13 protein-coding genes are annotated in these 20,056 nt (G+C 73.3%); 7 read left to right on the top strand and 6 right to left on the bottom strand.

Annotation, left to right across the window (positions count from 1 at the left end; translation table 11 throughout):
• Positions 1–96 precede the first annotated feature (96 nt).
• The 3 genes from AB0P03_RS09290 to AB0P03_RS09300 all read right to left on the bottom strand — a co-directional run bounded on the left by AB0P03_RS09290 (position 97) and on the right by AB0P03_RS09300 (position 5,290).
• On the bottom strand, positions 97–1,083 hold the full coding sequence (locus AB0P03_RS09290) for a hydroxymethylglutaryl-CoA lyase (protein ID WP_363628177.1): 987 nt from the start codon (positions 1,081–1,083) through the stop codon (positions 97–99).
• Positions 1,080–3,389 carry a biotin carboxylase N-terminal domain-containing protein gene (locus AB0P03_RS09295; RefSeq protein WP_363628179.1) on the bottom strand — a complete coding sequence of 770 codons (2,310 nt, stop codon included), beginning with the start codon at positions 3,387–3,389 and terminating at the stop codon, positions 1,080–1,082. Before AB0P03_RS09295 ends, AB0P03_RS09290 begins: the two co-directional genes overlap by 4 nt.
• A gap of 188 nt (positions 3,390–3,577) precedes the next feature.
• The gene (locus AB0P03_RS09300; protein ID WP_363583550.1) at positions 3,578–5,290 is read right to left on the bottom strand and encodes a carboxyl transferase domain-containing protein; all 1,713 of its coding nucleotides are present in this window, start codon (positions 5,288–5,290) and stop codon (positions 3,578–3,580) included.
• A gap of 132 nt (positions 5,291–5,422) precedes the next feature.
• On the opposite strand from AB0P03_RS09300, the gene AB0P03_RS09305 reads away from it, so the two are divergent.
• Together AB0P03_RS09305 and AB0P03_RS09310 are read left to right on the top strand one after the other, a co-directional pair.
• A complete protein-coding gene (locus AB0P03_RS09305) occupies positions 5,423–6,064 on the top strand; it encodes a TetR/AcrR family transcriptional regulator (protein WP_363583548.1) in 642 nt (213 codons plus the stop codon).
• 362 nt (positions 6,065–6,426) lie between these two features.
• Positions 6,427–10,530 (top strand): ABC transporter transmembrane domain-containing protein, encoded by a 4,104-nt coding sequence (locus AB0P03_RS09310; protein ID WP_363628181.1) that lies wholly within the window; start codon positions 6,427–6,429, stop codon positions 10,528–10,530.
• Positions 10,531–10,586: 56 nt separating this feature from the next.
• Here the strand turns inward: AB0P03_RS09310 and AB0P03_RS09315 are convergent, their stop codons facing one another.
• Positions 10,587–11,576 (bottom strand): ATP-grasp domain-containing protein, encoded by a 990-nt coding sequence (locus AB0P03_RS09315; RefSeq protein WP_363628183.1) that lies wholly within the window; start codon positions 11,574–11,576, stop codon positions 10,587–10,589.
• Between the two features lie 95 nt (positions 11,577–11,671).
• Between AB0P03_RS09315 and AB0P03_RS09320 the strand changes: the two genes are divergently transcribed.
• On the top strand, positions 11,672–12,205 hold the full coding sequence (locus AB0P03_RS09320) for an NUDIX domain-containing protein (RefSeq protein WP_363583542.1): 534 nt from the start codon (positions 11,672–11,674) through the stop codon (positions 12,203–12,205).
• A gap of 146 nt (positions 12,206–12,351) precedes the next feature.
• On the opposite strand, the gene AB0P03_RS09325 is transcribed toward AB0P03_RS09320, so the two are convergent.
• Together AB0P03_RS09325 and AB0P03_RS09330 are read right to left on the bottom strand one after the other, a co-directional pair.
• A complete protein-coding gene (locus tag AB0P03_RS09325; RefSeq protein WP_363628185.1) occupies positions 12,352–13,548 on the bottom strand; it encodes a hypothetical protein in 1,197 nt (398 codons plus the stop codon).
• Between the two features lie 118 nt (positions 13,549–13,666).
• The gene (locus tag AB0P03_RS09330) at positions 13,667–14,782 is read right to left on the bottom strand and encodes an iron-siderophore ABC transporter substrate-binding protein (RefSeq protein ID WP_363628187.1); all 1,116 of its coding nucleotides are present in this window, start codon (positions 14,780–14,782) and stop codon (positions 13,667–13,669) included.
• 322 nt (positions 14,783–15,104) lie between these two features.
• Between AB0P03_RS09330 and AB0P03_RS09335 the strand changes: the two genes are divergently transcribed.
• The 4 genes from AB0P03_RS09335 to AB0P03_RS09350 all read left to right on the top strand — a co-directional run bounded on the left by AB0P03_RS09335 (position 15,105) and on the right by AB0P03_RS09350 (position 19,794).
• Positions 15,105–16,676, top strand: a complete 1,572-nt coding sequence (locus AB0P03_RS09335) for an APC family permease (protein ID WP_363583536.1) — start codon at positions 15,105–15,107, stop codon at positions 16,674–16,676.
• Between the two features lie 238 nt (positions 16,677–16,914).
• Positions 16,915–17,970: a tryptophan--tRNA ligase gene (gene trpS, locus AB0P03_RS09340; RefSeq protein WP_363583534.1), complete on the top strand. Its 1,056-nt coding sequence runs from the start codon at positions 16,915–16,917 to the stop codon at positions 17,968–17,970.
• A gap of 161 nt (positions 17,971–18,131) precedes the next feature.
• Entirely contained in the window at positions 18,132–19,088 is a 957-nt protein-coding gene (locus AB0P03_RS09345; protein WP_363628189.1) for an LD-carboxypeptidase, read from the top strand.
• A 31-nt stretch (positions 19,089–19,119) separates the two neighbouring features.
• Positions 19,120–19,794: a nucleoside/nucleotide kinase family protein gene (locus tag AB0P03_RS09350; RefSeq protein WP_363628191.1), complete on the top strand. Its 675-nt coding sequence runs from the start codon at positions 19,120–19,122 to the stop codon at positions 19,792–19,794.
• The last annotated feature ends 262 nt before the right edge of the window (positions 19,795–20,056 follow it).

Here is a 20,056-nt window from a genome sequence, read left to right on the forward strand (position 1 = left end):
GTCGCACGGTGTGGTTGGGCGATGAACGTGGTGCCCGGTGCCGGCCGCGGCCGGGATTCCGCGCGGCCGGCACCGGGGAGCGGTGGCGGGGCGGGGTCAGCCCCGGGCGGCGCCGAGCAGCGCCTGGACGGTGCGGGACGGGCTCGGACGGCCGAGCCGCTCGGCCATCCACCCGCTGGTGGCGACCAGCGCGCGCAGGTCGACCCCGGTCCGGATGCCGAGCCCGTGCAGCATCCACACCAGGTCCTCGGTGGCCAGGTTGCCGGTGGCGCTCTTCGCGTACGGGCAGCCGCCGAGGCCGCCCGCCGACGCGTCCACCGTGGTGACCCCCTCGCGCAGGGCCGTCAGGGTGTTGCTGAGCGCCTGGCCGTAGGTGTCGTGGAAGTGCACGGCGAGCCGGTCGGCCGGCACCCCGGCCCGCGCGAAGCCGGCCAGCAGGGCGCCGACCTGCCCGGGGGTGGCCACGCCGATGGTGTCGCCGAGGCTCAGCTCCGCGCAGCCCAGCTCCAGCAGCCGCACGCCGTACGCGACCACCTGGGAGACCGGGACCGGACCCTCCCAGGGGTCTCCGAAGCACATCGAGAGGTAGCCGCGGACCGCCAGCCCGGCCTCGGTCGCCCGCGCCACGACCGGGCGGAACATGGCCATCGCCTCGTCCGCCGAGCGGTTGAGGTTGCGGCGGGCGAAGGTCTCGGTGGCGCTGGCGAACACCGCGACGTCGGTGGCGTGGTGGGCGAGCGCCCGGTCGAGGCCGCGTTCGTTGGGCACCAGTACCGGCAGCCGAAGGCCGGGGTGGCGCTCCGGCAGGTCGGTGAGCCGGGGCATCAGCTCCTCGGCGTCGGCCAGCTGAGGGACCCATTTCGGGTGGACGAAGCTGGTGGCCTCGACGGTGCGCAGCCCGGCGGCCGCGAGCCGGGCGATGAACTCCGCCTTGACCTCCACGGGCACCAGGGAGCCCTCGTTCTGCAGCCCGTCGCGCGGTCCGACCTCGTGGATCCGGACCTCCTCGGGCAGGCCGGGGGCGCGGACGGGGTCGGGCAGGCCCAGGTCCAGCGCGTCGGGCTCGCGGGCGGGTGCGGTCATGACCGCACCCCGGCGGCCGCGGGGGCGCCCTGCTCGTCGGCGCCGTCCCCGGCCGGGGCGACCACGACCAGTAGTTCCTCCATCGCGACGGTGGCGCCGGCGGTGGCCCGCAGCTCGGCCACGACACCGTCGTGCGGGGCGGCGATCACGTGTTCCATCTTCATGGCCTCCAGCACGAGCAGGGGCTGGCCCTTGCGGACCGTATCGCCCGTCGTGGTCTTGACGACGGTGACGGTGCCGGGCATCGGGGCGGTCAGGGCGCCGTGGTGGGCGGCGGTTCCGGCGGCGCGCTCGCCCACCGGGTCGTGGGCGTGCAGCGACCAGGCGTCGCCCTCGACGCCGAGCCAGGTCACCGGGCCGGCGGCGAGGCCGGGAGCGGCGTCGGTGGCCAGCGCGAACGTGGTCTGCAGGCCGTCGACGGTCAGGTGCAGCCGGTCGGCGGTCCGGGTCGCGCGGGCACGGTGGACGGGCCCGGCGCCGAGCCGGAGCTCGACCTCGCGGGTGAGCTCGGCGGGATTGTCAGTGGCATCGGCTACGTTGCCCGCAGTGATCGAACGGATGCGCACCGAGACCGGATCCTGGCCGGGGGTACGGAGTCGGTGGGTGGTCCAGGCGGGGGTGCCGCTCAGGCGCCAGCCGGAGGGAAGGGAGAAGGGGTCGGTCCAGCCGCCGGGGTCGGCGGCCGGGGTGAGGTCCAGGTGCCGCGCCAGCGCGGCCGCGTAGTAGAGGAGGTGGGCAGGTGGTGGCGTCTCGGCCGTCAGCGGGTCGGCAGTTGTGGCATCGGCCTCGTGCGCGTCATCGGCCTCGTTGGCCTTGTCGGCCTCGCCGGTCTCGTTCGCGCCGCTCGGCGCGTTCGCCGGGGAGTACGGCGAGGCGAGCAGGGCGGGCTGCTGTTGGGCCGTCTGTTCCACCAGGCCGGTGTCCAGTCGGCCGGCGACGACCTCGGGGTGTGCGAGCAGCCGTCGCAGGAAGCCGGTGTTGGTGGTGACGCCGAGGATGCGGGTATCGGCCAGCGCGGCGCGGAGCCGGCGCAGCGCGGTCGGGCGGTCGGGCCCGTACGCGATGACCTTGGCGAGCATCGGGTCGTAGGCGCTGGTGACGACGGATCCGGGGGCGACTCCGGAGTCGACGCGCACGCCCTCGCCCTGGGGCTCGTCCAGGACGAGGATGCGGCCGCCGGTGGGCAGGAAGTCCCGTTCCGGGTCCTCGGCGCAGATCCGGGCCTCGATGGCGTGGCCCAGGAAGGAGATGTCGGACTGATCGAAGGAGAGCCGTTCGCCCGAGGCGATCCGCAGCTGCCACTCGACCAGGTCGAGTCGGGCTGAATCATCGCCGACGGCGACGGCGAGTTCGGTGACGGGGTGTTCGACCTGGAGGCGGGTGTTCATCTCCATGAAGAAGAAGTCCCGTACCCCCTCGGTGGAGGCGGTGGCGGGGGAGTCCGGGTCGATGCCGGGAACGATGAATTCCACGGTGCCGGCCCCGGTGTAGCCGCAGGACTCCGCGGCGCGGACGGCTGCGGCGCCCATCGCGGCGCGGGTCTCGGCATTGAGCAGAACGGAGGGGGCTTCTTCGATCAGTTTCTGATGGCGGCGCTGGAGGCTGCATTCGCGCTCGCCGAGGTGGACGGTGGTGCCGTGGGCGTCGGCGAGCACCTGCACCTCGATGTGGCGCGGCCGGTCGACCCAGCGTTCCAGCAGCAGGGTGTCGTCGCCGAAGGCGGTCCGGGCGACGCGGCGGGCGGCGGCGATCTCGGTGGGCAGGTCGGCGCGGTCCCGCACGAGGCGCATACCCTTGCCGCCGCCTCCGGCGGACGGCTTGAGCAGGACGGGGTAGCCGATCTCCTCGGCGGCGGCGAGGAGTTCCCCGTCGGTGGGCGCGGTGGCCTGGCTGCCGGGGACCACCGGAACGCCGGCGGTTCGGACGGCTTCCTTGGCGTTGATCTTGTCACCCATCAGCTCGACCGCACCGGGAGGAGGTCCGATGAAGACGAGGCCGGCGTCGGCGCAGGCGCGGGCGAAGCCGGCGTTCTCGGCGAGGAAGCCGTAACCGGGGTGCACGGCCTGGGCCCCGGTGCGGCGGGCGGCGGCGAGGATCTGGTCGGTGCGCAGGTAGGTCTCGGCCGCCGAGCTGTCGCTGCGGTCGGCGGGGCCGAGCCGGACGGCGATGTCGGCCTCGCGGACGTGCGGCGCGTCGGCGTCGGCGTCGCTGAACACGGCGACCGAGCGCACGCCGAGCCGCCGCAGGGTGCGGATCACCCGGAGGGCGATCTCGCCGCGGTTGGCGACCAGAACTGTGTCGAACATGGGAGGCGTTCCTCCGGGTCGAGGGGAGCCGTACGAAGGAGGTGGCGGCGAAGTGGCGGCGGGGAGGGGAGGGCGCCGGTCCGGGCGGTGCGCCGGCGCCGCGGGAGTCACGCCCGCAGGAGCGGGGTCACACCGACAGGAGAGGAGAGGTCGCGTGGGAGGGGCGGGTCACACCCGCCGGGGCGGGGTCACATCCGGAAGACCCCGTACGGGCCGGGCGGCGGAAGCGGGGCGTTGGCGCAGGCGGTGAGGGCGAGGCCGACGACGGTGCGGGTGTCCATCGGGTCGATCACGCCGTCATCCCAGAGGCGGGCGGTGGCGTAGTAGGCGTTGCCCTGGCGCTCGTACTGCTCGCGGACGGGGCGCTTGAACTCCTCCTCCGCCTCGGCCGGCCACTGCTCGCCGTGGGCCTCCAGTTGGTCGCGGCGGACGGTGGCGAGGACGGACGCCGCCTGCTCGCCGCCCATCACGGAGATCTTCGAGCCCGGCCACATCCACAGGAAGCGAGGTGAATAGGCCCGGCCGCACATCGAGTAGTTGCCGGCTCCGTACGAGCCGCCGATCACCACGGTCAGCTTCGGGACGCGGGTGCTGGCGACGGCGTTGACCATCTTGGCGCCGTGCTTGGCGATGCCGCCCGCCTCGTACTGCCGGCCGACCATGAACCCGGTGATGTTCTGTAGGAAGAGGAGGGGGATGCCGCGCTGGTCGCACAACTCGATGAAGTGGGCGCCCTTGAGGGCCGACTCGGAGAACAGCACGCCGTTGTTGGCGACGATGCCGACGGGGTGGCCGTGGATCCGGGCGAATCCGGTGACCAGGGTCGCGCCGTACTCGGCCTTGAACTCGGCGAACCGGCTGCCGTCGACCAGCCGGGCGATCACCTCGCGCACGTCGTAGGGCGTGCGCGGGTCGACCGGGACGGCCCCGTACAGGCCGACCGGGTCCACGGCCGGCGGCTCGACCGGGGTGAGCGGCCACGGCCTGGCCGAGCGCGGGCCGAGCCCGGCCACGATCGTGCGGACGATGGAGAGGGCGTGGGCGTCGTCCTCGGCCAGGTGGTCCGTCACCCCCGAGGTGCGGGAGTGCAGGTCACCACCGCCCAGTTCCTCGGCGGTGACCACCTCTCCGGTGGCGGCCTTCACCAGCGGCGGCCCGCCCAGGAAGATCGTGCCCTGGTTGCGGACGATCACGGCCTGGTCGCTCATCGCCGGGACGTACGCCCCGCCGGCGGTGCAGGAGCCGAGCACGGCGGCGATCTGCGGGATGCCCGCGGCGGAGAGCCTGGCCTGGTTGTAGAAGATCCGGCCGAAGTGGTCGCGGTCCGGGAAGACCTCGTCCTGCATGGGGAGGAAGGCGCCGCCGGAGTCCACCAGGTAGACACAGGGCAGCCGGTTCTCCAGCGCGACCTCCTGGGCGCGCAGGTGCTTCTTCACGGTCATCGGGTAGTAGGTGCCGCCCTTGACGGTGGCGTCGTTGGCGACCACCACCACCTCGCGTCCGGCGACCCGGCCGATGCCCGCGATCACCCCGGCCGCGGGCGCCGCCCCGTCGTACATCCCGTCGGCGGCCAGCGGGGCCAGTTCCAGGAAGGGCGAGGCCGGGTCGAGCAGGGTGTCCACCCGGTCGCGGGGGAGCAGCTTGCCGCGCGCCGTGTGCCGGGCGCGGGCCCTGGCGCCGCCGCCGAGGGCCGCCGCGTCGAGCTTCTCGCGCAGCTCGGCGACGAGGGCCCGGTGTGCCTCGGTGTTGGCCCGGTAGGTGGTGGAGCCCGGGTCGACCGCGGTGCCGAGCCGGGGCGCGGGAGCAGCGGCTCCCGGCGGTACGGCACCCGGCGCCGCCGTGGTGCCGGCCGCTGCGCTGCCATGGACGCCGGTGGGTACACCGGCGGTTGAGATGACCATTCCCAAGAGCTCCCTTGCCCTCGGCACCAGGTGGGCGGCCGAATGCGGTGCGCCCGTGGACCCCACGTTAATTAACGTTAACTTACGCGCCCAGGTTAACGGCCGATAACCCCACTGTCTACGATGGGCAGCATGCCGAACGTCCCCGCAGCCTCCGCGCTCCCACGCCGCGACCAGATCCGTCGGGAGGCCGCGCGACTCTTCGCGGCCCGGGGTTTCCTCGGGGTGGGTGTGGACGAGATCGGCAAGGCCGTCGGCATCAGCGGCCCCGGGCTCTACCGCCACTTCGCCGGAAAGGACGCGATGCTCGCCGATCTGCTGATCGGCATCAGCGAGCGCCTGCTGGAGGAGGGGCGGCGCCGGGCGGGCGGCGGTGACGGTCCGGCCGCCGCGCTGGACGCGCTGATCGGCGGCCACGTCGACTTCGCCCTCGACGACCGCGACCTGATCACCCTCCACGACCGCGAGCTGCTGAACCTCAAGGAGGAGGACCGCCGCACCGTCCGCCGGCTCCAGCGCGGCTACGTCGAGCTGTGGGTGGACGTGGTCCGGCAGGCCTATCCGCAGCTGACGGGCCCCGCCGCCGAACCGGTGGCCAGGGCCGCCGTCCACGCCGTCTTCGGCCTGATCAACTCGACCCCGCACAGCCTCGGCCCGGGCCCCGCCCAGGACGAGCGCTCCGGCCTCCAGCGCGACGGCATGGCCGTCCTGCTGCACGCCCTCGCCCACGGCGCCTTCGCAGCGGCGGCGGAGTCGGTGTCCGCGCAGGCCTGAGCCCTGCGCCCCCGGAGGGCCTGCCCGGCGGTCCGGGCCCAAGGGTCGGCGGTCCGGCTCCGAGGCCGGAGGCGTACGGCCACCGGAGGTCTAGGACCAAAGGATGGCGCCCGCCCGCCCCTGGCCGCTGGGCCTTCGGCGGGTCGTCCGCGACCCTGGAGTCAGGCGACCCTGGAGGCGGGCGGGGTCGGCGGGCCGTGTGTGCGTTCGGCCGGGACGCGTTCGGCCGGGAATCACCGCAGGCCGCAGGCTGTTGGCCAGTCCGCCGGACCGGACGATGTGGGCCGCCCGGTCCGCTCCGGCCCCATCCGGGCCGGAAACGCCATGGCGGCCACCCGACGAAATGGTTAGCATCCCTAAATATGCCTGAGACTCACGGATCCACGGTGGAGCAATCCCCGAGCGGCTCACCGGACCCCGGCGCGAGCCCGCAGCTGGACGGCGACCACCCGCAGCCGGACGGCGACCACCCGCAGGCCGTCGGCTGGCTGCGCCGCCTGGTCGGCTACTGCTGGCGGTCCCGCCGCAGCGTGCTGCTCGCCTTCGGCGCCTCGCTCGTCGGCATGGCCGTCACCTCGCTGGTGCCGCTGGTCACCAAGGTGATCATCGACGACGTCATCACCGCGCACACCCGCTCGCTGGTCCCCTGGGCGGTGGTGCTGCTGCTCGCCGCCGTCGTCGTCTTCGGTTGCACCCAGGTCCGCCGCTACTACGGCGGTCAGCTCGCCCTGGACGTCCAGCACGACATGCGCAGCGACCTGTTCCGCTCGCTCGGCCGGCTCGACGGCCACCGCCAGGACCGGCTGGACACCGGCCAGGTGGTCGGGCGCGCGACCTCCGACCTCCAGCTGATCAACGGCCTGCTCTCGATGCTGCCGATGATGACCGGCTACCTGGTGATGTTCGTCATGTCGCTGGCCGTGATGGTCTGGCTCTCCCCGCCGCTCACCTTGATAGCCCTGGTGATGGCCCCCGCGCTGTGGTGGATCACCGTCCTCAGCCGCAAGCGCCTCTTCCCCGCCACCTGGGCCGCCCAGCAGGAGGCGGCCGCGGTCGCGGGCGTGGTGGACGGCGCGATCGGCGGCGTCCGGGTGGTCAAGGGCTTCGGTCAGGAGGCGCAGGAGCTGGACAAGCTGGAGCGGGCCTCCCGTCACCTGTTCGCCGCCCGGCTCCGGTCGATCCGGCTCAACGCCCGCTACAACCCGGCGATGCAGGCCATCCCGGCGCTCGCGCAGGTCGCGGTGCTGGCCTTCGGCGGCTGGCTGGCCGTCGACGGCCAGGTGTCGCTCGGGACCTTCGTCGCCTTCTCCACCTACGTCGCGCAGATGACCGGGCCGGTGCGGATGCTCACCATGGTCATCACGGTCGGCCAGCAGGCCCGGGCCGGTGTGGAGCGCGTCCTCCAGCTGATCGACGAGCGCCCGCTGGTCCAGGAGCGCCCGGACGCGCTCACCCTGGACCTCACCGGGGACGGCACCCGCGAAGGCGCCGCCACCGGCGTCCGCGAAGGCAGCGCCGCAGGCCCCCGCGCCACCGCAGACACCCGCGCCACCACAGGCCCCCGAACCTCTGATGTCGCCCTGGAGTTCGACCAGGTCGAGTTCCGCTACGACCCCGAGCACCCCGCCCCCGTCCTGCACGGCCTCAGCCTGAAGCTGGCCCCCGGCGAGACCCTCGCCCTGGTCGGGGCTTCCGGCTCCGGCAAGTCGACGGTGGCGCAGCTGGTGCCGCGCTTCTACGACCCGGCGGCCGGCGCCGTCCGCCTCTACGGCCACGACCTGCGCGACCTCACCCTCGACTCGGTCCGGTCGGCGGTCGGCATCGTCCCCGAGGAGAGCTTCCTGTTCTCCGAGTCGGTCCGCACCAACATCGCCTACGGCCGTCCGGACGCCACGGACGAGCAGGTGGTGGCGGCCGCGCGGGCCGCCCAGGCCGACGAGTTCGTCCGCGCGCTGCCCGACGGCTACGAGACCAAGGTCGGCGAGCAGGGCCTGACCCTCTCCGGAGGCCAGCGCCAGCGGATCGCGCTGGCCCGGGCGATCCTCACCGACCCCCGGATCCTGCTGCTGGACGATGCCACCTCGGCAGTGGACCCGCAGGTCGAGGCGGAGATCCACGACGCGCTGCGCTCGGTGATGACCGGCCGCACCACGCTGCTGATCGCCCACCGCCGTTCGACCCTGCAGCTCGCCGACCGGATAGCCGTCCTGGATCACGGCCGGCTGCTGGACATCGGCACGCACGAGGAACTCGACGCCCGATGTCCCCAGTACCGGGCTCTGATCACCGACCCCGAGGCCGGCCGCACACCCCGGTCGTCCGAGGCCCCGCAGACCGTCGAGCAGACCTCCGCGCGGACCGTCGAGCAGGCCTCTCCGCAGACCCCCGAGCAGCCTGCTGGGCAGCAGGCCCCCGAGCAGCAGACCCCTGAGCAGCAGGCCCCTGAGCAGCAGGCCCCTGAGCAGACCGAGGCGTGGTCCACCCCCGGGCCTGTCCACGAACCGACCCCCACGCCGGCCTCGCCCCCCACCCCGGAACCCGTCGCCACGCAGACCCCCGCCCCGGCCACCCCCGACCTCCCCACCCCCGCCCTGGTCAAGGCGGCCCGCACCGCCGACCCTGACCTGCTGGCCAAGGTCGCGGCCCTCCCGCCGGCCGCCGACTCCCCGGCGGTCCCGCGCGCCGAGGCCGAGGCCGGTGACCCGGACTTCACCCTCCGCCGCCTGCTGCGCCCCTTCCGCGTCCCGCTCGCCTTGGCCCTGCTGCTCGTCGCGCTCGACGCGGCCTCCGGCCTGGTGCTGCCGGTGCTGATCCGGCACGGCATCGACCAGGGAGTCAGCAAGGCCCTGATGTCCGGGGTCGCCGTGGCCGCGCTCGCCGCGCTGGTGGTGGTGCTGCTGGACTGGTTGGTGCAGAGCGCCGAGAACCGGGTCAGCGGCCGGACCGGTGAGCGGGTGCTCTACCTGCTCCGCCTCAAGATCTTCGCCCACCTCAACCGGCTCGGCCTGGACTACTACGAGCGCGAGCTGTCCGGTCGGATCATGACCCGGATGACCACCGACCTGGACTCGCTGACGTCCTTCCTGCAGACCGGCGTGGTCACCGCCGTGGTCAGCCTGCTGACCTTCGGCGGGATCTTCGCCGCGCTGCTGATCATCGACGCCGGCCTGGCCCTGGTGGTCTTCGCGGTGCTGCCGCTGCTGGTGATCGCGACGCTGGTGTTCCGTCGGAAGTCCAGGGATCAGTACGAGTTGTCCCGGGACCTCATCAGCACCGTCAACGCCGACCTCCAGGAGAACGTGGCGGGCATGCGGATCGTCCAGGCCTTCCGCCGCTTGGACACCAACACGGACCGCTTCGTCGCCCGGGGCGTCGCCTATCGCGAGGCCCGGGTGCGCGCGCAGCTGTACATCTCGCTGTACTTCCCGTTCGTCCAGTTCCTCTCCAGCGTGGCCGCCGCGCTGGTGCTGATCGTGGGCGCGGCCCGGGTCGACGCCGGGACGCTGACGGTCGGCGCGCTGGTCGCGTACCTGCTGTACATCGATCTGTTCTTCGCACCGGTCAATCAGCTGTCCCAGGTGTTCGACGGCTACCAGCAGGCTTCGGTGGGTCTCGGCCGGATCCGGGAGCTGCTGCGCACCCCGACCGCCACGGCCGAGGCGGCCGACCCCGTGCCGGTGCCCGAGGGGCTGCGCGGCGAGATCTCCTTCGAGGGCGTCGGCTTCGCCTACAACGGTGGTGCGGACGGCGCCCCGAGGGTGCTGACCGGTGTGGACCTGCACATTCCGGCCGGGCAGACGGTGGCGCTGGTGGGCGAGACCGGCGCCGGCAAGTCGACGCTGGTGAAGCTGGTCGCCCGGTTCTACGACGCGACGGAGGGCACCGTGCGGGTGGACGGGGTCGACCTCACCCGCTTCGACCTGGCGCAGTACCGCCACCGGCTGGGCGTGGTGCCGCAGGAGGCGTACCTGTTCGCGGGCACGGTGCGCGAGGCGATCGCGTACGGCCGGCCCGACGCCTCGCCGGCCGAGGTGGAGGCGGCGGCCCGGGCGGTCGGCGCGCACGACATGATCGTCCGGCTGTCCGGCGGCTACGACCACGAGGTCGCGGGTCGCGGCCGCAACCTCTCGGCCGGCCAGCGGCAGTTGATCGCGCTGGCCCGGGCCGAGCTGGTCGATCCGGACGTCCTGCTGCTCGACGAGGCGACCGCGGCGCTCGACCTGGCCACCGAGGCGGCGGTCAACCAGGCCGCGGACCGCCTCAGCGGCGGCCGCACCACGCTGGTCATCGCCCACCGGCTGACCACCGCCGAGCGCGCAGACCGGGTCGTCGTGCTGGACCACGGCCGGGTGGTCGAGGACGGCACGCACACCGAGCTGCTCGCCCGGGGCGGCACGTACGCCCGGCTCTGGCAGGCGTTCATCGCGGACGGCCACCCGGCGGTCGAGGCCGTCGCCGCCGGGTAGCCGACTGCCCGCGATCAGTCTGGCGGACCGTCGCCGGCGGCCTGTCAGGCTGATCGTCAGGCGGCGATCAGCGAGGCCAGCAGGCCGGTGGCGTCGATCCCGCGCGGCAGGTCGCTGACCTGTCCGTCGCCGACCTCGACCACGCGCCAGCCGGAGCCGTCGGCCCGGTTGGCGAGGTCGGTGGTGACGAAGCGGCAGCCGAGCATTCGGACCAGGGGGCGGACGCCGGTGAGGTCGGGTTCGACATCGTGGTGAGGCGCGTCGGGGTGCGGCCCGACCAGGACGGGTTCGCCGTCCAGCCACCACACCCGCGCCTCCACGGCCCGCCCGCTCCCACGGCCCGACCCTCCATCCGACCCTCCATCCGGCCCTCCGCCCGATCCTTCGCCCGATCCTTCGCCCGAGTCGTCACCCGAGCTGCCGCCCGGCCCGTCGGCCAGCGGCTCGAACTCCTCGTACCGCCGCAGTACCACCCCGCCGGTCAGGAACTCGCCCTGGAGCTCGACGAACCGCGCCACCACGCGTCCGACGCTCGCCAGATCGGCCAACTCGGGGACGTAGCAGGCCTCGTGCCACTCGTGCTTGCGCGACTTCACATAGTCCTTGACGATCGCCGGCCCGCTCCCGCCGAGCCGGGCCGCGGCGGCCGCCAGCTCTTCCGGCCCGGGCACCGCGGCAGCGGCGGCGGGGATCCACGCGCTGGGCGGGGTCGCCCCCTCGAACACGCCGTACCAGCCCGGCAGTTCGTGTGCCGTCGCATAGCCGGCCGGGCTGGTCAGCAGGGCGCAGCCGCGCGCGGCGAGCGCGGCGGCGAAGCCGGCGTAGCGGGCGGACGGAAGCATCCAGCCTCGGTACCAGAGCGGACCCCGGTCCTGCGGCACCCGTCGGACCGCCTGCTCGGCGTGCCCGGTGAGCAGCGCGTCGTGGTCGACCAGGTGGTGCTCGCCACCCAACTCCCGCAGCAGCCTGGCCTCCCAGGCGAAGTGCGGGTCGGGCCGGCGCGGGTTGAGCGGGTCGGCGGGGAAGAGGATCGCGGGTACGGGCATGGCCGTCAGGGTAAGGCCCGGGCGGGGCGGCGTCGGCGGCTTTCGGCGCGTCAAACCCGCTCGACGGCCCGGCCGGGTGCTGGGAGAGTGATCCGATGCGAAATCTGCTGAGACTCCGTAGGCGTGTCCCCCGGCAGGCGGCTCGCACGGTGGTCCTGGACGAGGACGGCTCGGTCTTCCTGCTCCGTTCGGACAACGACGAGGTCGGCGTCCACTGGACCATGCCGGGCGGCGGGCTGGAGCCCGGCGAGACCCCGTGGACCGGCGCCCGGCGCGAACTCTGGGAGGAGACGGGCTGGAGCGACCTCGAACCGGGCCCGCTGCTCTGCACCTGGGAACACGACTTCACCTGGCACGGCACCCCGGTCCGTCAGCACGAGCACATCTACCTCACGGGCGGACCGCACCGCGGTCCGGTCGGTGATGTCAGCGCGGTGCACGCCGAGGACCGGATCCTCGACTGGCGCTGGTGGACCCCGGCCGACCTGGCCGACGAGAACGCCGACGCGCTCTGGCCGCCCCGGCTGCCGGAGTTGCTGACCGCCGTCCGCGAGGGCTGGGCCGTCGACGGGCGCCCCCCGGTACCCGTCGACCTCGGCTTCATCCCGAACGCCCCGGCCAGCCGCTGACGGCCGCCCGCTGACCGCTCCCCGACGCGCGGCCGACCGCGATCTCCCGGCTGCCGTCCCCTGGTCGTTGCCGGCGGCCCCTGAACGCGCGCTGCTGCGACCGTTGCCGACGGGCCCTGCCCGCGCGCTGCTACGACCACACGCCCCTACGGGCGCCCGCCGCGTCGTGCCCGCCCGCCCGGGCCGGATTCCCAGCCGTGCAGGTCCAGCTCCCGGTCGTGCAGCGCGCAGGGGTTCATCAGCACGGTCAGCTGCGCGTCGGTCAGCTGCTCGAAGGCGAGCCCGGTGGCGGACAGCAGTTGCTCGGTCGGCACCGAGACGGCGATGGCGGGGCGCCAGGAGGGCAGCACGATCAGGCTGGTGCCGCGGCCGATCCGGACCGGTTCCGCCGTCACCCGGATCGGCGCCCGCTCCTCCGGGCGGCCGACGGCCTCGGGCTGGTTCGGGCTGCCGCCGATCAGGATGCCGAGCGGTGTCTCGGCCCGCGCCGCCTCGGGGCCGGCGGCCGATGGCGCTGTCACAGCCCCGGTGCCTCCGATGGGTTCACCCGAACCGGGTGCGGCTGCCGCCCGGACCTCGGCCGGGAGAGCGGCGGAGGTCGCGGCAGTCTCCCATGCGGCCGCCCCCTGCCCGGTCGCGTCGGCCTGCGGGTGCATCCGGCGCAGTCGGCGCGAGGGCGCGGGGCGCCGGGATCCGGCGGCCCGGAGTTCCTCGCGCGCCGCGCGCAGCACGGGCACGGCCCGGTCGCCCTCGGGCGCGACGGCCGGTCGACCGAACCGGCCTGCCCCGGTCCCGGCCCGCCCGCCCACGGCCTCGGCCTCGCCGCCCGGAACGTCTTCACGGTGCTGAACGCCCGCGCCGCCCGCGCCGCCCTCACGGACCCCGCCCTCACGGACCCCGCCGTCCCCGTCCTCGTCCTCGCCGTCCTCGGCGCTCTCGCCGAGCAGCGCCCGGACCTCCGTGGCCGGTCGCCGGCACGCGGCCGCCAGGTCGGCGACCGAGCGGCCTTGGGCGCGGGCGGCCCGCAGCCGGTCGGCGAGCGCCGCCCGCAGCCGTGAGGTGGTCGGATCGTCCGCAGCCGCCTCGCCCCCCGCTGCGGGTCCGCCGTTCCCCGCGCCGTCCTCCCGTCCGCGCGGCTGCGGAACCGAGTCGTGGCGTGAGCCGCCCGCCTGGCGCGGCCCACCGGCCGTGCCGGACGGGGCGGCGCCCGGAGCGCCGGCCGGGCCGGTCTCGGCGGCCGTCGCGATGGAGCAGCGCGCAGCGTGCGGGGGCGCGGATCCGGCGCTGCCCCCGGGCGGGCCGGGCAGGGACGGGTCGGTTGCGGCGGGGTGGAGCGAGGTCATCGGCACGGGCCCTTCGGCGGACGGTCCGGATGATCCTCCCGCACCGCGCGACCAGCTCCAAGAGTCAGTTCCGGGGGTGTGCGCGAGACCACTGCCCGCCCCTACGCCCCGTGTCGACTCAAGTGCCGGGCGCGACGAAGCCCTTGAGGTCGGCGAGCACCGCGTTGGCGGCCATGACACCGAGCCCGAGGAACCAGGTCTCATCCGAAACCGGCCGGGCCTGACCGGACTTGACCGCGCCGAGGGTCTTCCAGAGCGCGCCGCCGAGCACCGCGTCCTGGTTGGTGGAGCTGGGGCTGCCGTACACGCCGTAGAAGATCCAGTCGGCGTCGGCCTTGTCGATCTGCTCCGGGCTGACCTCCACCGCGAGTTCCTTGACCTGTTCGATCTTGGGCTGCGGCAGCGGGACGTCGGTGAGGATGGTGCCGATGAAGGACAGCTCGGCGTACAGCCGGGTCCGGCCGGGCATGAAGCGCAGCGGCGTGATGGTGGGCCGCTTGTCGCCGAGCTTGGCGCCGATCGCGGTGGCGGCCGCCTGGTACGCGTCGAGCTGGGTCTTGGCCTCGGCCTCCAGGCCGAACGGGCTGGCGTTGAGCTGGAAGTTCTGCTTCCAGGGGTAGCCGGGGCGCAGCGAGAAGACGGTCGGCGCGATCTTGGAAAGCTGCGCGTACTGGTCCTGGGCGCGCAGCTGGCTGCCGAGGATCAGGTCGGGCTTGAGCGCGGCGATGGCCTCCAGGTTGAGGCTGTTGATGGTGCCGACGTTGGCCGGGTTGCCGGCCTTGTCCTTGAGGTAGGACGGCAGGGACTTGGAGCCGTCGGTGTAGACGATGCCGACCGGCTGGATGCCGAGTGCGACGACGTTGTCGAGTTCGCCGGTGTCCAGGACCACGACCCGGGTGGGCTTGGCGGGGATGACGGTCTCGCCCATGGCGTGCTTGACGGTGCGCGGGTAGACGCCGGGGGCGGCGTCGGTGCCGAAGCCCTTCATCTTCTCGATCACGGTGGCGTAGTCGTCGCCGCCCTGCTTGACCGACTTCTGGTCGGGCGATGCGCCGCCGGTGCCGGGGGTCGCGCCGCCGGAGCCGCCGTTGCCGCCCGAGCCGCCGGAGCTGCCGCAGGCGGTGAGCAGTCCGCCGAGGCCGAGGACCGCCCCGCCGGCGATCCCGGCGGAGAGGAACCTGCGGCGGGAGGGGGTGCGGGGGACGAGGACCAGGTCGTCGGGGTGGGGGGCCACGCGACGCTCCTTCGAATCGAGGTTAGGTGAGGCAAACCTATCCGAAGCGTCCGAGGGGGGACGTGGCGACCCGTCCGGGCCGGGGGTGAACCATCTCAAACCTTGACATAAGGGAGAAATTCTCTTGACCCTGATCCTTTGAAACCAAGGTACACCGCTTAACGCGCCGTTAATGCTGCACCTTGACGGCCTTCGCCGAGAACGAATCGAAGCAAGTGGTTTAGATCACCAAGGGTTGGTCTACTCAACCTTCCATGCTCGCGCCTAGGGTGCGCTGGTGTTTGATCAGCAGCTCTCAGAGCACGGAAGCAGCGGCCGGGCAATGGCGCCCGGCGCTCCGCAGGGTGCCCCGGTCAGTGGCATCAGTGGTGGAGTCCCCGACCAGGGGACAGCTGGGGGAGCGGGGGACAAGGGTCTACGGGGCAACTCGGTGGGCCTGCTGGGCAGTGTGGTCCTGGGCGTTTCCACGGTCGCCCCGGTCTACTGCCTGACCGCGACACTCGGGCCGACCGTCACCGCGGTCGGCGTCCAGATGCCCGCCGTGTTCCTGGCCGGCTTCCTGCCGATGCTGCTCGTCGCGTTCGCCTACAAGGAGCTGAACAAGGACTTCCCGGACTGCGGCACGTCCTTCACCTGGACGGTCAAGGCCTTCGGCCCCCGGGTCGGCTGGATGGCCGGCTGGGGCCTGACCGTCGCGACCATCATCGTGCTGTCCAACCTGGCCGGGGTCGCGACCGAGTTCCTCTACCTGATGCTCGGCGAGATGACCGGCAGGAGCTGGGTCGCCGAACTCGACCAGAACCAGGCCGTCCACCTGCTCACCGTCGTCCTGCTGATCGCCGGCGCCACCGCGATGAGCTACCGGGGGATGACCGCCACCAAGTGGTTCCAGTACAGCCTGGTCGGCCTCCAACTCGCCGTGCTGGTGCTCTTCTCGGCCATCGCCGTCGGCAAGGCCGCCGCCGGCGACCTGCCCGACTCGATCGGCTTCTCGTTCTCCTGGCTCAACCCGCTCCAGGTCAGCTCCTTCAGCGCCTTCACCGCCGGCCTGTCACTGTCGATCTTCATGTACTGGGGCTGGGACACCTGTCTCACCATGAACGAGGAGACCCTCGGCAGCGCCAAGACCCCCGGCCGCGCCGCGATGGTCTCCATGGTCACCCTGGTCGGCTCGTACCTGCTGGTCGCGATCTCCGCCCAGATGTTCGCGGGCGTCGGCTCCACCGGCTTCGGCCTCAGCAACCCGGAGACCTCCGACAACGTCTTCGCCGCGCTCGCCCGCCCGGTCCTCGGCTCGCCGTGGAGCGTCCTGCTCTTCCTGGCCGTCGTCGCCAGCGCCGCCGCCAGCCTCCAGACCACCTTTATCCCGGTGGCCCGCACCCTGCTCGCGATGAGCGCCTACCGTGCCGTGCCGCCGCGCTTCGGCGCCGTCCACCCGCGCTTCCGCACCCCCGGGTACGCCACCGTCGCGGCCGGCATCGCCACCGCCGTCTTCTACGTCGGCATGAGCCTGATCAGCGAGAACGTCGTCCAGGACACCATCCTGGCGCTCGGCCTGATGATCTGCTTCTACTACGCGCTGACCGCGTTCGCCTGCGTCTGGTACTTCCGCCGCTCGCTGCGCACCGGCCCCCGCGACCTGTTCCTCAAGGGCATCGCCCCGCTGCTCGGCGGCGTGCTGCTGAGCGGGGTCTTCCTGCAGACCCTCACCGACGCCTGGAACCCGGACTACGGCAGCGGCGCCGTCTTCGGCATCGGCTCGGTGTTCGTCATCGGCGTCGGCATCCTGCTGCTCGGCGCCGTCCTGATGACCTGCTACGGGCTGGCCCGGCCGGAGTTCTTCCGCGGCGAGACGTTGCGCAAGGACACCCCCGCGCTGGTCGTCGAGGACTGAGAGGACCGACAGGACCGGGAGGACCGGGAGCGCCGAAAGCCGACCACGCCGCCGGGCACCGACGCTATCCTCGACCGCATGAAGCTCTACGCGGGCCAGTGCTGGTGGCCGTCCTGAGGGACGGCCACCCCACCCGCTTGACCAGGGCCGTCCGGAATGGACGGCCCTTTCGCGTTTCCCACGGAACGGGCCCCCGCCCCGGACGGCCGCCACCACCGCCGTACCGAGGAGAAACCCGATGACCACCGAGACGACCGCGACGACCCCGTCCGTGGCGACCACCGCCACCTTCACCGCCGATCCGGCCGGCCACCGCGTCCTCACCGGGGACCGCCCCACCGGACCGCTGCACCTCGGCCACTACTTCGGCACCCTGCACAACCGCGTCCAGCTCCAGAACCAGGGCGTCGAGATGTTCGTCGTGATCGCCGACTACCAGGTCATCACCGACCGGGACATCGCCGACCGGCTCGCCGAGCACACCGAGAACCTCGTTCTCGACTACCTCGCGGCCGGCCTCGACCCCGACCGCGCCACGATCTTCGCGCACAGCGCCGTCCCCGCCCTCAACCAACTGCTGCTGCCCTTCCTCAGCCTGGTCAGCGTCGCCGAACTGAACCGCAACCCCACCGTCAAGGACGAGATCGCGCACTCCCGCCAGTCCGCCGTCAACGGGCTGATGTTCACCTACCCCGCCCACCAGGCCGCCGACATCCTCTTCTGCAAGGCGAACCTCGTGCCGGTCGGCCAGGACCAGCTGCCCCACCTCGAAGTCGCCCGCACCATCGCCCGCCGCTTCAACGAGCGCTACCCGCACGCCGACGGCGGCGCCGTCTTCCCCACCCCCCGCGCACTGCTCTCCGACGCCCCGCTGCTGCTCGGCACCGACGGCGGCAAGATGAGCAAGAGCCGGGGCAACTCCGTCCCCCTCGGCGCGACCGAGGACGAGACCGCCCGGATCATCCGCGGCGCCAGGACCGATGCCGACCGTCGGATCGACTACGACCCGGCCAACCGGCCCGAGGTCTCCGGCCTCATCCTGCTCGCCGCGCTCTGCCAGGACCGCGCACCCGAGGAGATCGCCGAGGAAATCGGTGACGGCGGGGCCGCCGCGCTCAAGCGCACCGTCACCGACTCCGTCAACGAGTACCTCCGCCCCCTGCGCGCCCGCCGCGCCGAACTCGCCGCCGACCGAGGCCACCTGCGCCAGGTCCTGTGCGACGGGGCCGAACGCGCCAACGCCGTCGCCGACGCCACCCTCGACGAGGTCAGGAAGGTGATGGGGGCGATCTGAAGAACCGCCCCGCACCTCCGGCGCACCTTCGGGGCACCTTCGGCCCGAAGACGTCGGCTCGCGGACATCGGCCCGTCGACACGGGGGCATATCGTCACCGGGCGGCCTCGACCACGCCGAGGCCGCCCGTACCCGGCCTCCCCCGAAAGGCGTCCCGGCCCATGGACCAGCACCCGACCACGCCCGGCCAGGGTCTGACCCGCCCGCCACACCTGCGCCCCGGCGACCACATCGCCGTCGTCGCCCCCAGCGGCCCGATCGACTCCCAGCGGCTCACCGACGGCTGCGCGGTCCTCCGCTCCTGGGGCCTGCGGGTCACCGTCGCCCCGCACGTCCTCGACGCCCACCCCACCCTCGGCTACCTCGCCGGCACCGACGCCGACCGCGCCGCCGACCTCCAGTCCGCCTGGCTCGACCCCACCGTCGACGCCGTCATCTGCGCCCGTGGCGGCTACGGCGTCCACCGCATGGTCGACCTGCTCGACTGGGACGCCATGCGCGCCGTCCCGCCCAAGCCGTTCATCGGCTTCAGCGACGTCTCCTCCCTCCAGGAGGCCTTCGCCCAGCGGCTCGGCATCGCCACCCTCTACGGGCCGATGAGCGCGGCCGGCTCCTTCATCACCGACGGACCGACCGCCGAGCACCTGCGCCGCACCCTCTTCGAGCCCACGGCCACCACCGTGCTCACCTCACTGACCGCCACCACCCTCGTCCCCGGCCGCGCCCGGGGCGTCACCGCGGGCGGCTGCCTCCACGTCCTCGCGGCCGAGCGCGGCACGCCCGCCGCCCGGCCCTCCTACGCCGGCGGCATCCTGATCCTGGAGGACGTCCACGAGCAGCCGTACCAGCTCGATCGGCTCCTCACCCAGTTCCTGCGCTCCGGTGCGTTCGACGGGGTCGCCGGCATCGCGCTCGGCTCCTGGGACGGCTGCGGACGGCTCGACCGCGTCCGGGACGTCATGCTCGACCGCCTCGGCCCGCTCGGCATACCCGTCATCTGGGAACTCGGCTTCGGCCACTGCCCCTCCACCCTGACCGTCCCGCTCGGCGTCCCCGCCGTCCTCGACGCCGACGCCGGCACCCTCACCCTGGAGGTGCCCGCCCTCGCCGAGCGGTGAGGCCCGTGCCGGAGGTGAGTAGGGTGCGGCCATGAACGAGGACCGCCTCACCGCCCTCGCCCTCGGCTTCCTCCGGGGCCCGGGCAGCAACGCCCGCACGATCCTCGGACTTGCCGGCCCGCCCGCCGCCGGCAAGTCCACCCTGGCCCGGCACCTGGTCGCCGAGATCGAACGCGCCGAGGGCCCCGGCAGCGCCGCGTACGTCCCGCTCGACGGCTTCCACCTGTCCGCCGCCCAACTGGACCGCCTCGCCCTGACCCACCGCAAGGGCGCCCCCGCCACCTTCGACGCCCACGGCTACGTGGCCCTGCTGCGCCGCATCGCCGCCGACCGCTTCCAGGACATCTACGCCCCCGACTTCGACCGCACCCTCGACGAACCGGTCGCCGCCCGCCACGTCGTCCGCCCGCACACCCGCCTCGTCATCACCGAGGGCAACTACCTCGCCTCCACCGACGCCCCGTGGCCGGAGGCCCGCCGCCTGCTGCGTGAACTCTGGTACGTGGACACCGACGACGCCCTCCGCGAGGAGCGCCTGCTCCGCCGCCACCGCGACGGCGGCCGCGACGAGGCCACCGCCCGCCACTGGGTGACCGGCAACGACCACCCCAACGGCGAGTACGTGAAAGCCGGCCGCGCACTCTGCACCCGGACCGTCGCCGGCAGCGGCTTGCCCGCGACGCCGACCAGGGGTAGTGTTCTCTAGTCGCTCGGCAGGGAGCACCGGACACGCATCGGCGCGGACGGTCCCGGGGCGGCCAATCCTTTTGAAACACCATTTCCTGGTTCGGGCTGGGTCGCGTCTTGTCGCGGCTTGGTTCTTATTCGGCGTGTTCGTTTTATTGGATTGCGGTCGATTCGCTTTTCGGAGCGGGGATCGGCTAGAGTTTGAAACGTCGGACGGGGCGTCAAGCCGCAGAAGACACCAGCGAGTTGGATGAACGAAGCGCCGGAAACGGAGCGGAAAA

Source organism: Kitasatospora sp. NPDC088779 (assembly GCF_040685395.1).
GTDB lineage: Bacteria > Actinomycetota > Actinomycetes > Streptomycetales > Streptomycetaceae > Kitasatospora.

Coding starts and splice junctions, on each gene's coding strand:
- AB0P03_RS09290 (WP_363628177.1), bottom strand. CDS start 1,083: ATGACCGCACCCGCCCGCGAGCCCGACGCGCTGGACCTGGGCCTGCCC.
- AB0P03_RS09295 (WP_363628179.1), bottom strand. CDS start 3,389: ATGTTCGACACAGTTCTGGTCGCCAACCGCGGCGAGATCGCCCTCCGG.
- AB0P03_RS09300 (WP_363583550.1), bottom strand. CDS start 5,290: ATGGTCATCTCAACCGCCGGTGTACCCACCGGCGTCCATGGCAGCGCA.
- AB0P03_RS09305 (WP_363583548.1), top strand. CDS start 5,423: ATGCCGAACGTCCCCGCAGCCTCCGCGCTCCCACGCCGCGACCAGATC.
- AB0P03_RS09310 (WP_363628181.1), top strand. CDS start 6,427: ATGCCTGAGACTCACGGATCCACGGTGGAGCAATCCCCGAGCGGCTCA.
- AB0P03_RS09315 (WP_363628183.1), bottom strand. CDS start 11,576: ATGCCCGTACCCGCGATCCTCTTCCCCGCCGACCCGCTCAACCCGCGC.
- AB0P03_RS09320 (WP_363583542.1), top strand. CDS start 11,672: ATGCGAAATCTGCTGAGACTCCGTAGGCGTGTCCCCCGGCAGGCGGCT.
- AB0P03_RS09325 (WP_363628185.1), bottom strand. CDS start 13,548: ATGACCTCGCTCCACCCCGCCGCAACCGACCCGTCCCTGCCCGGCCCG.
- AB0P03_RS09335 (WP_363583536.1), top strand. CDS start 15,105: ATGGCGCCCGGCGCTCCGCAGGGTGCCCCGGTCAGTGGCATCAGTGGT.
- trpS (WP_363583534.1), top strand. CDS start 16,915: ATGACCACCGAGACGACCGCGACGACCCCGTCCGTGGCGACCACCGCC.
- AB0P03_RS09345 (WP_363628189.1), top strand. CDS start 18,132: ATGGACCAGCACCCGACCACGCCCGGCCAGGGTCTGACCCGCCCGCCA.
- AB0P03_RS09350 (WP_363628191.1), top strand. CDS start 19,120: ATGAACGAGGACCGCCTCACCGCCCTCGCCCTCGGCTTCCTCCGGGGC.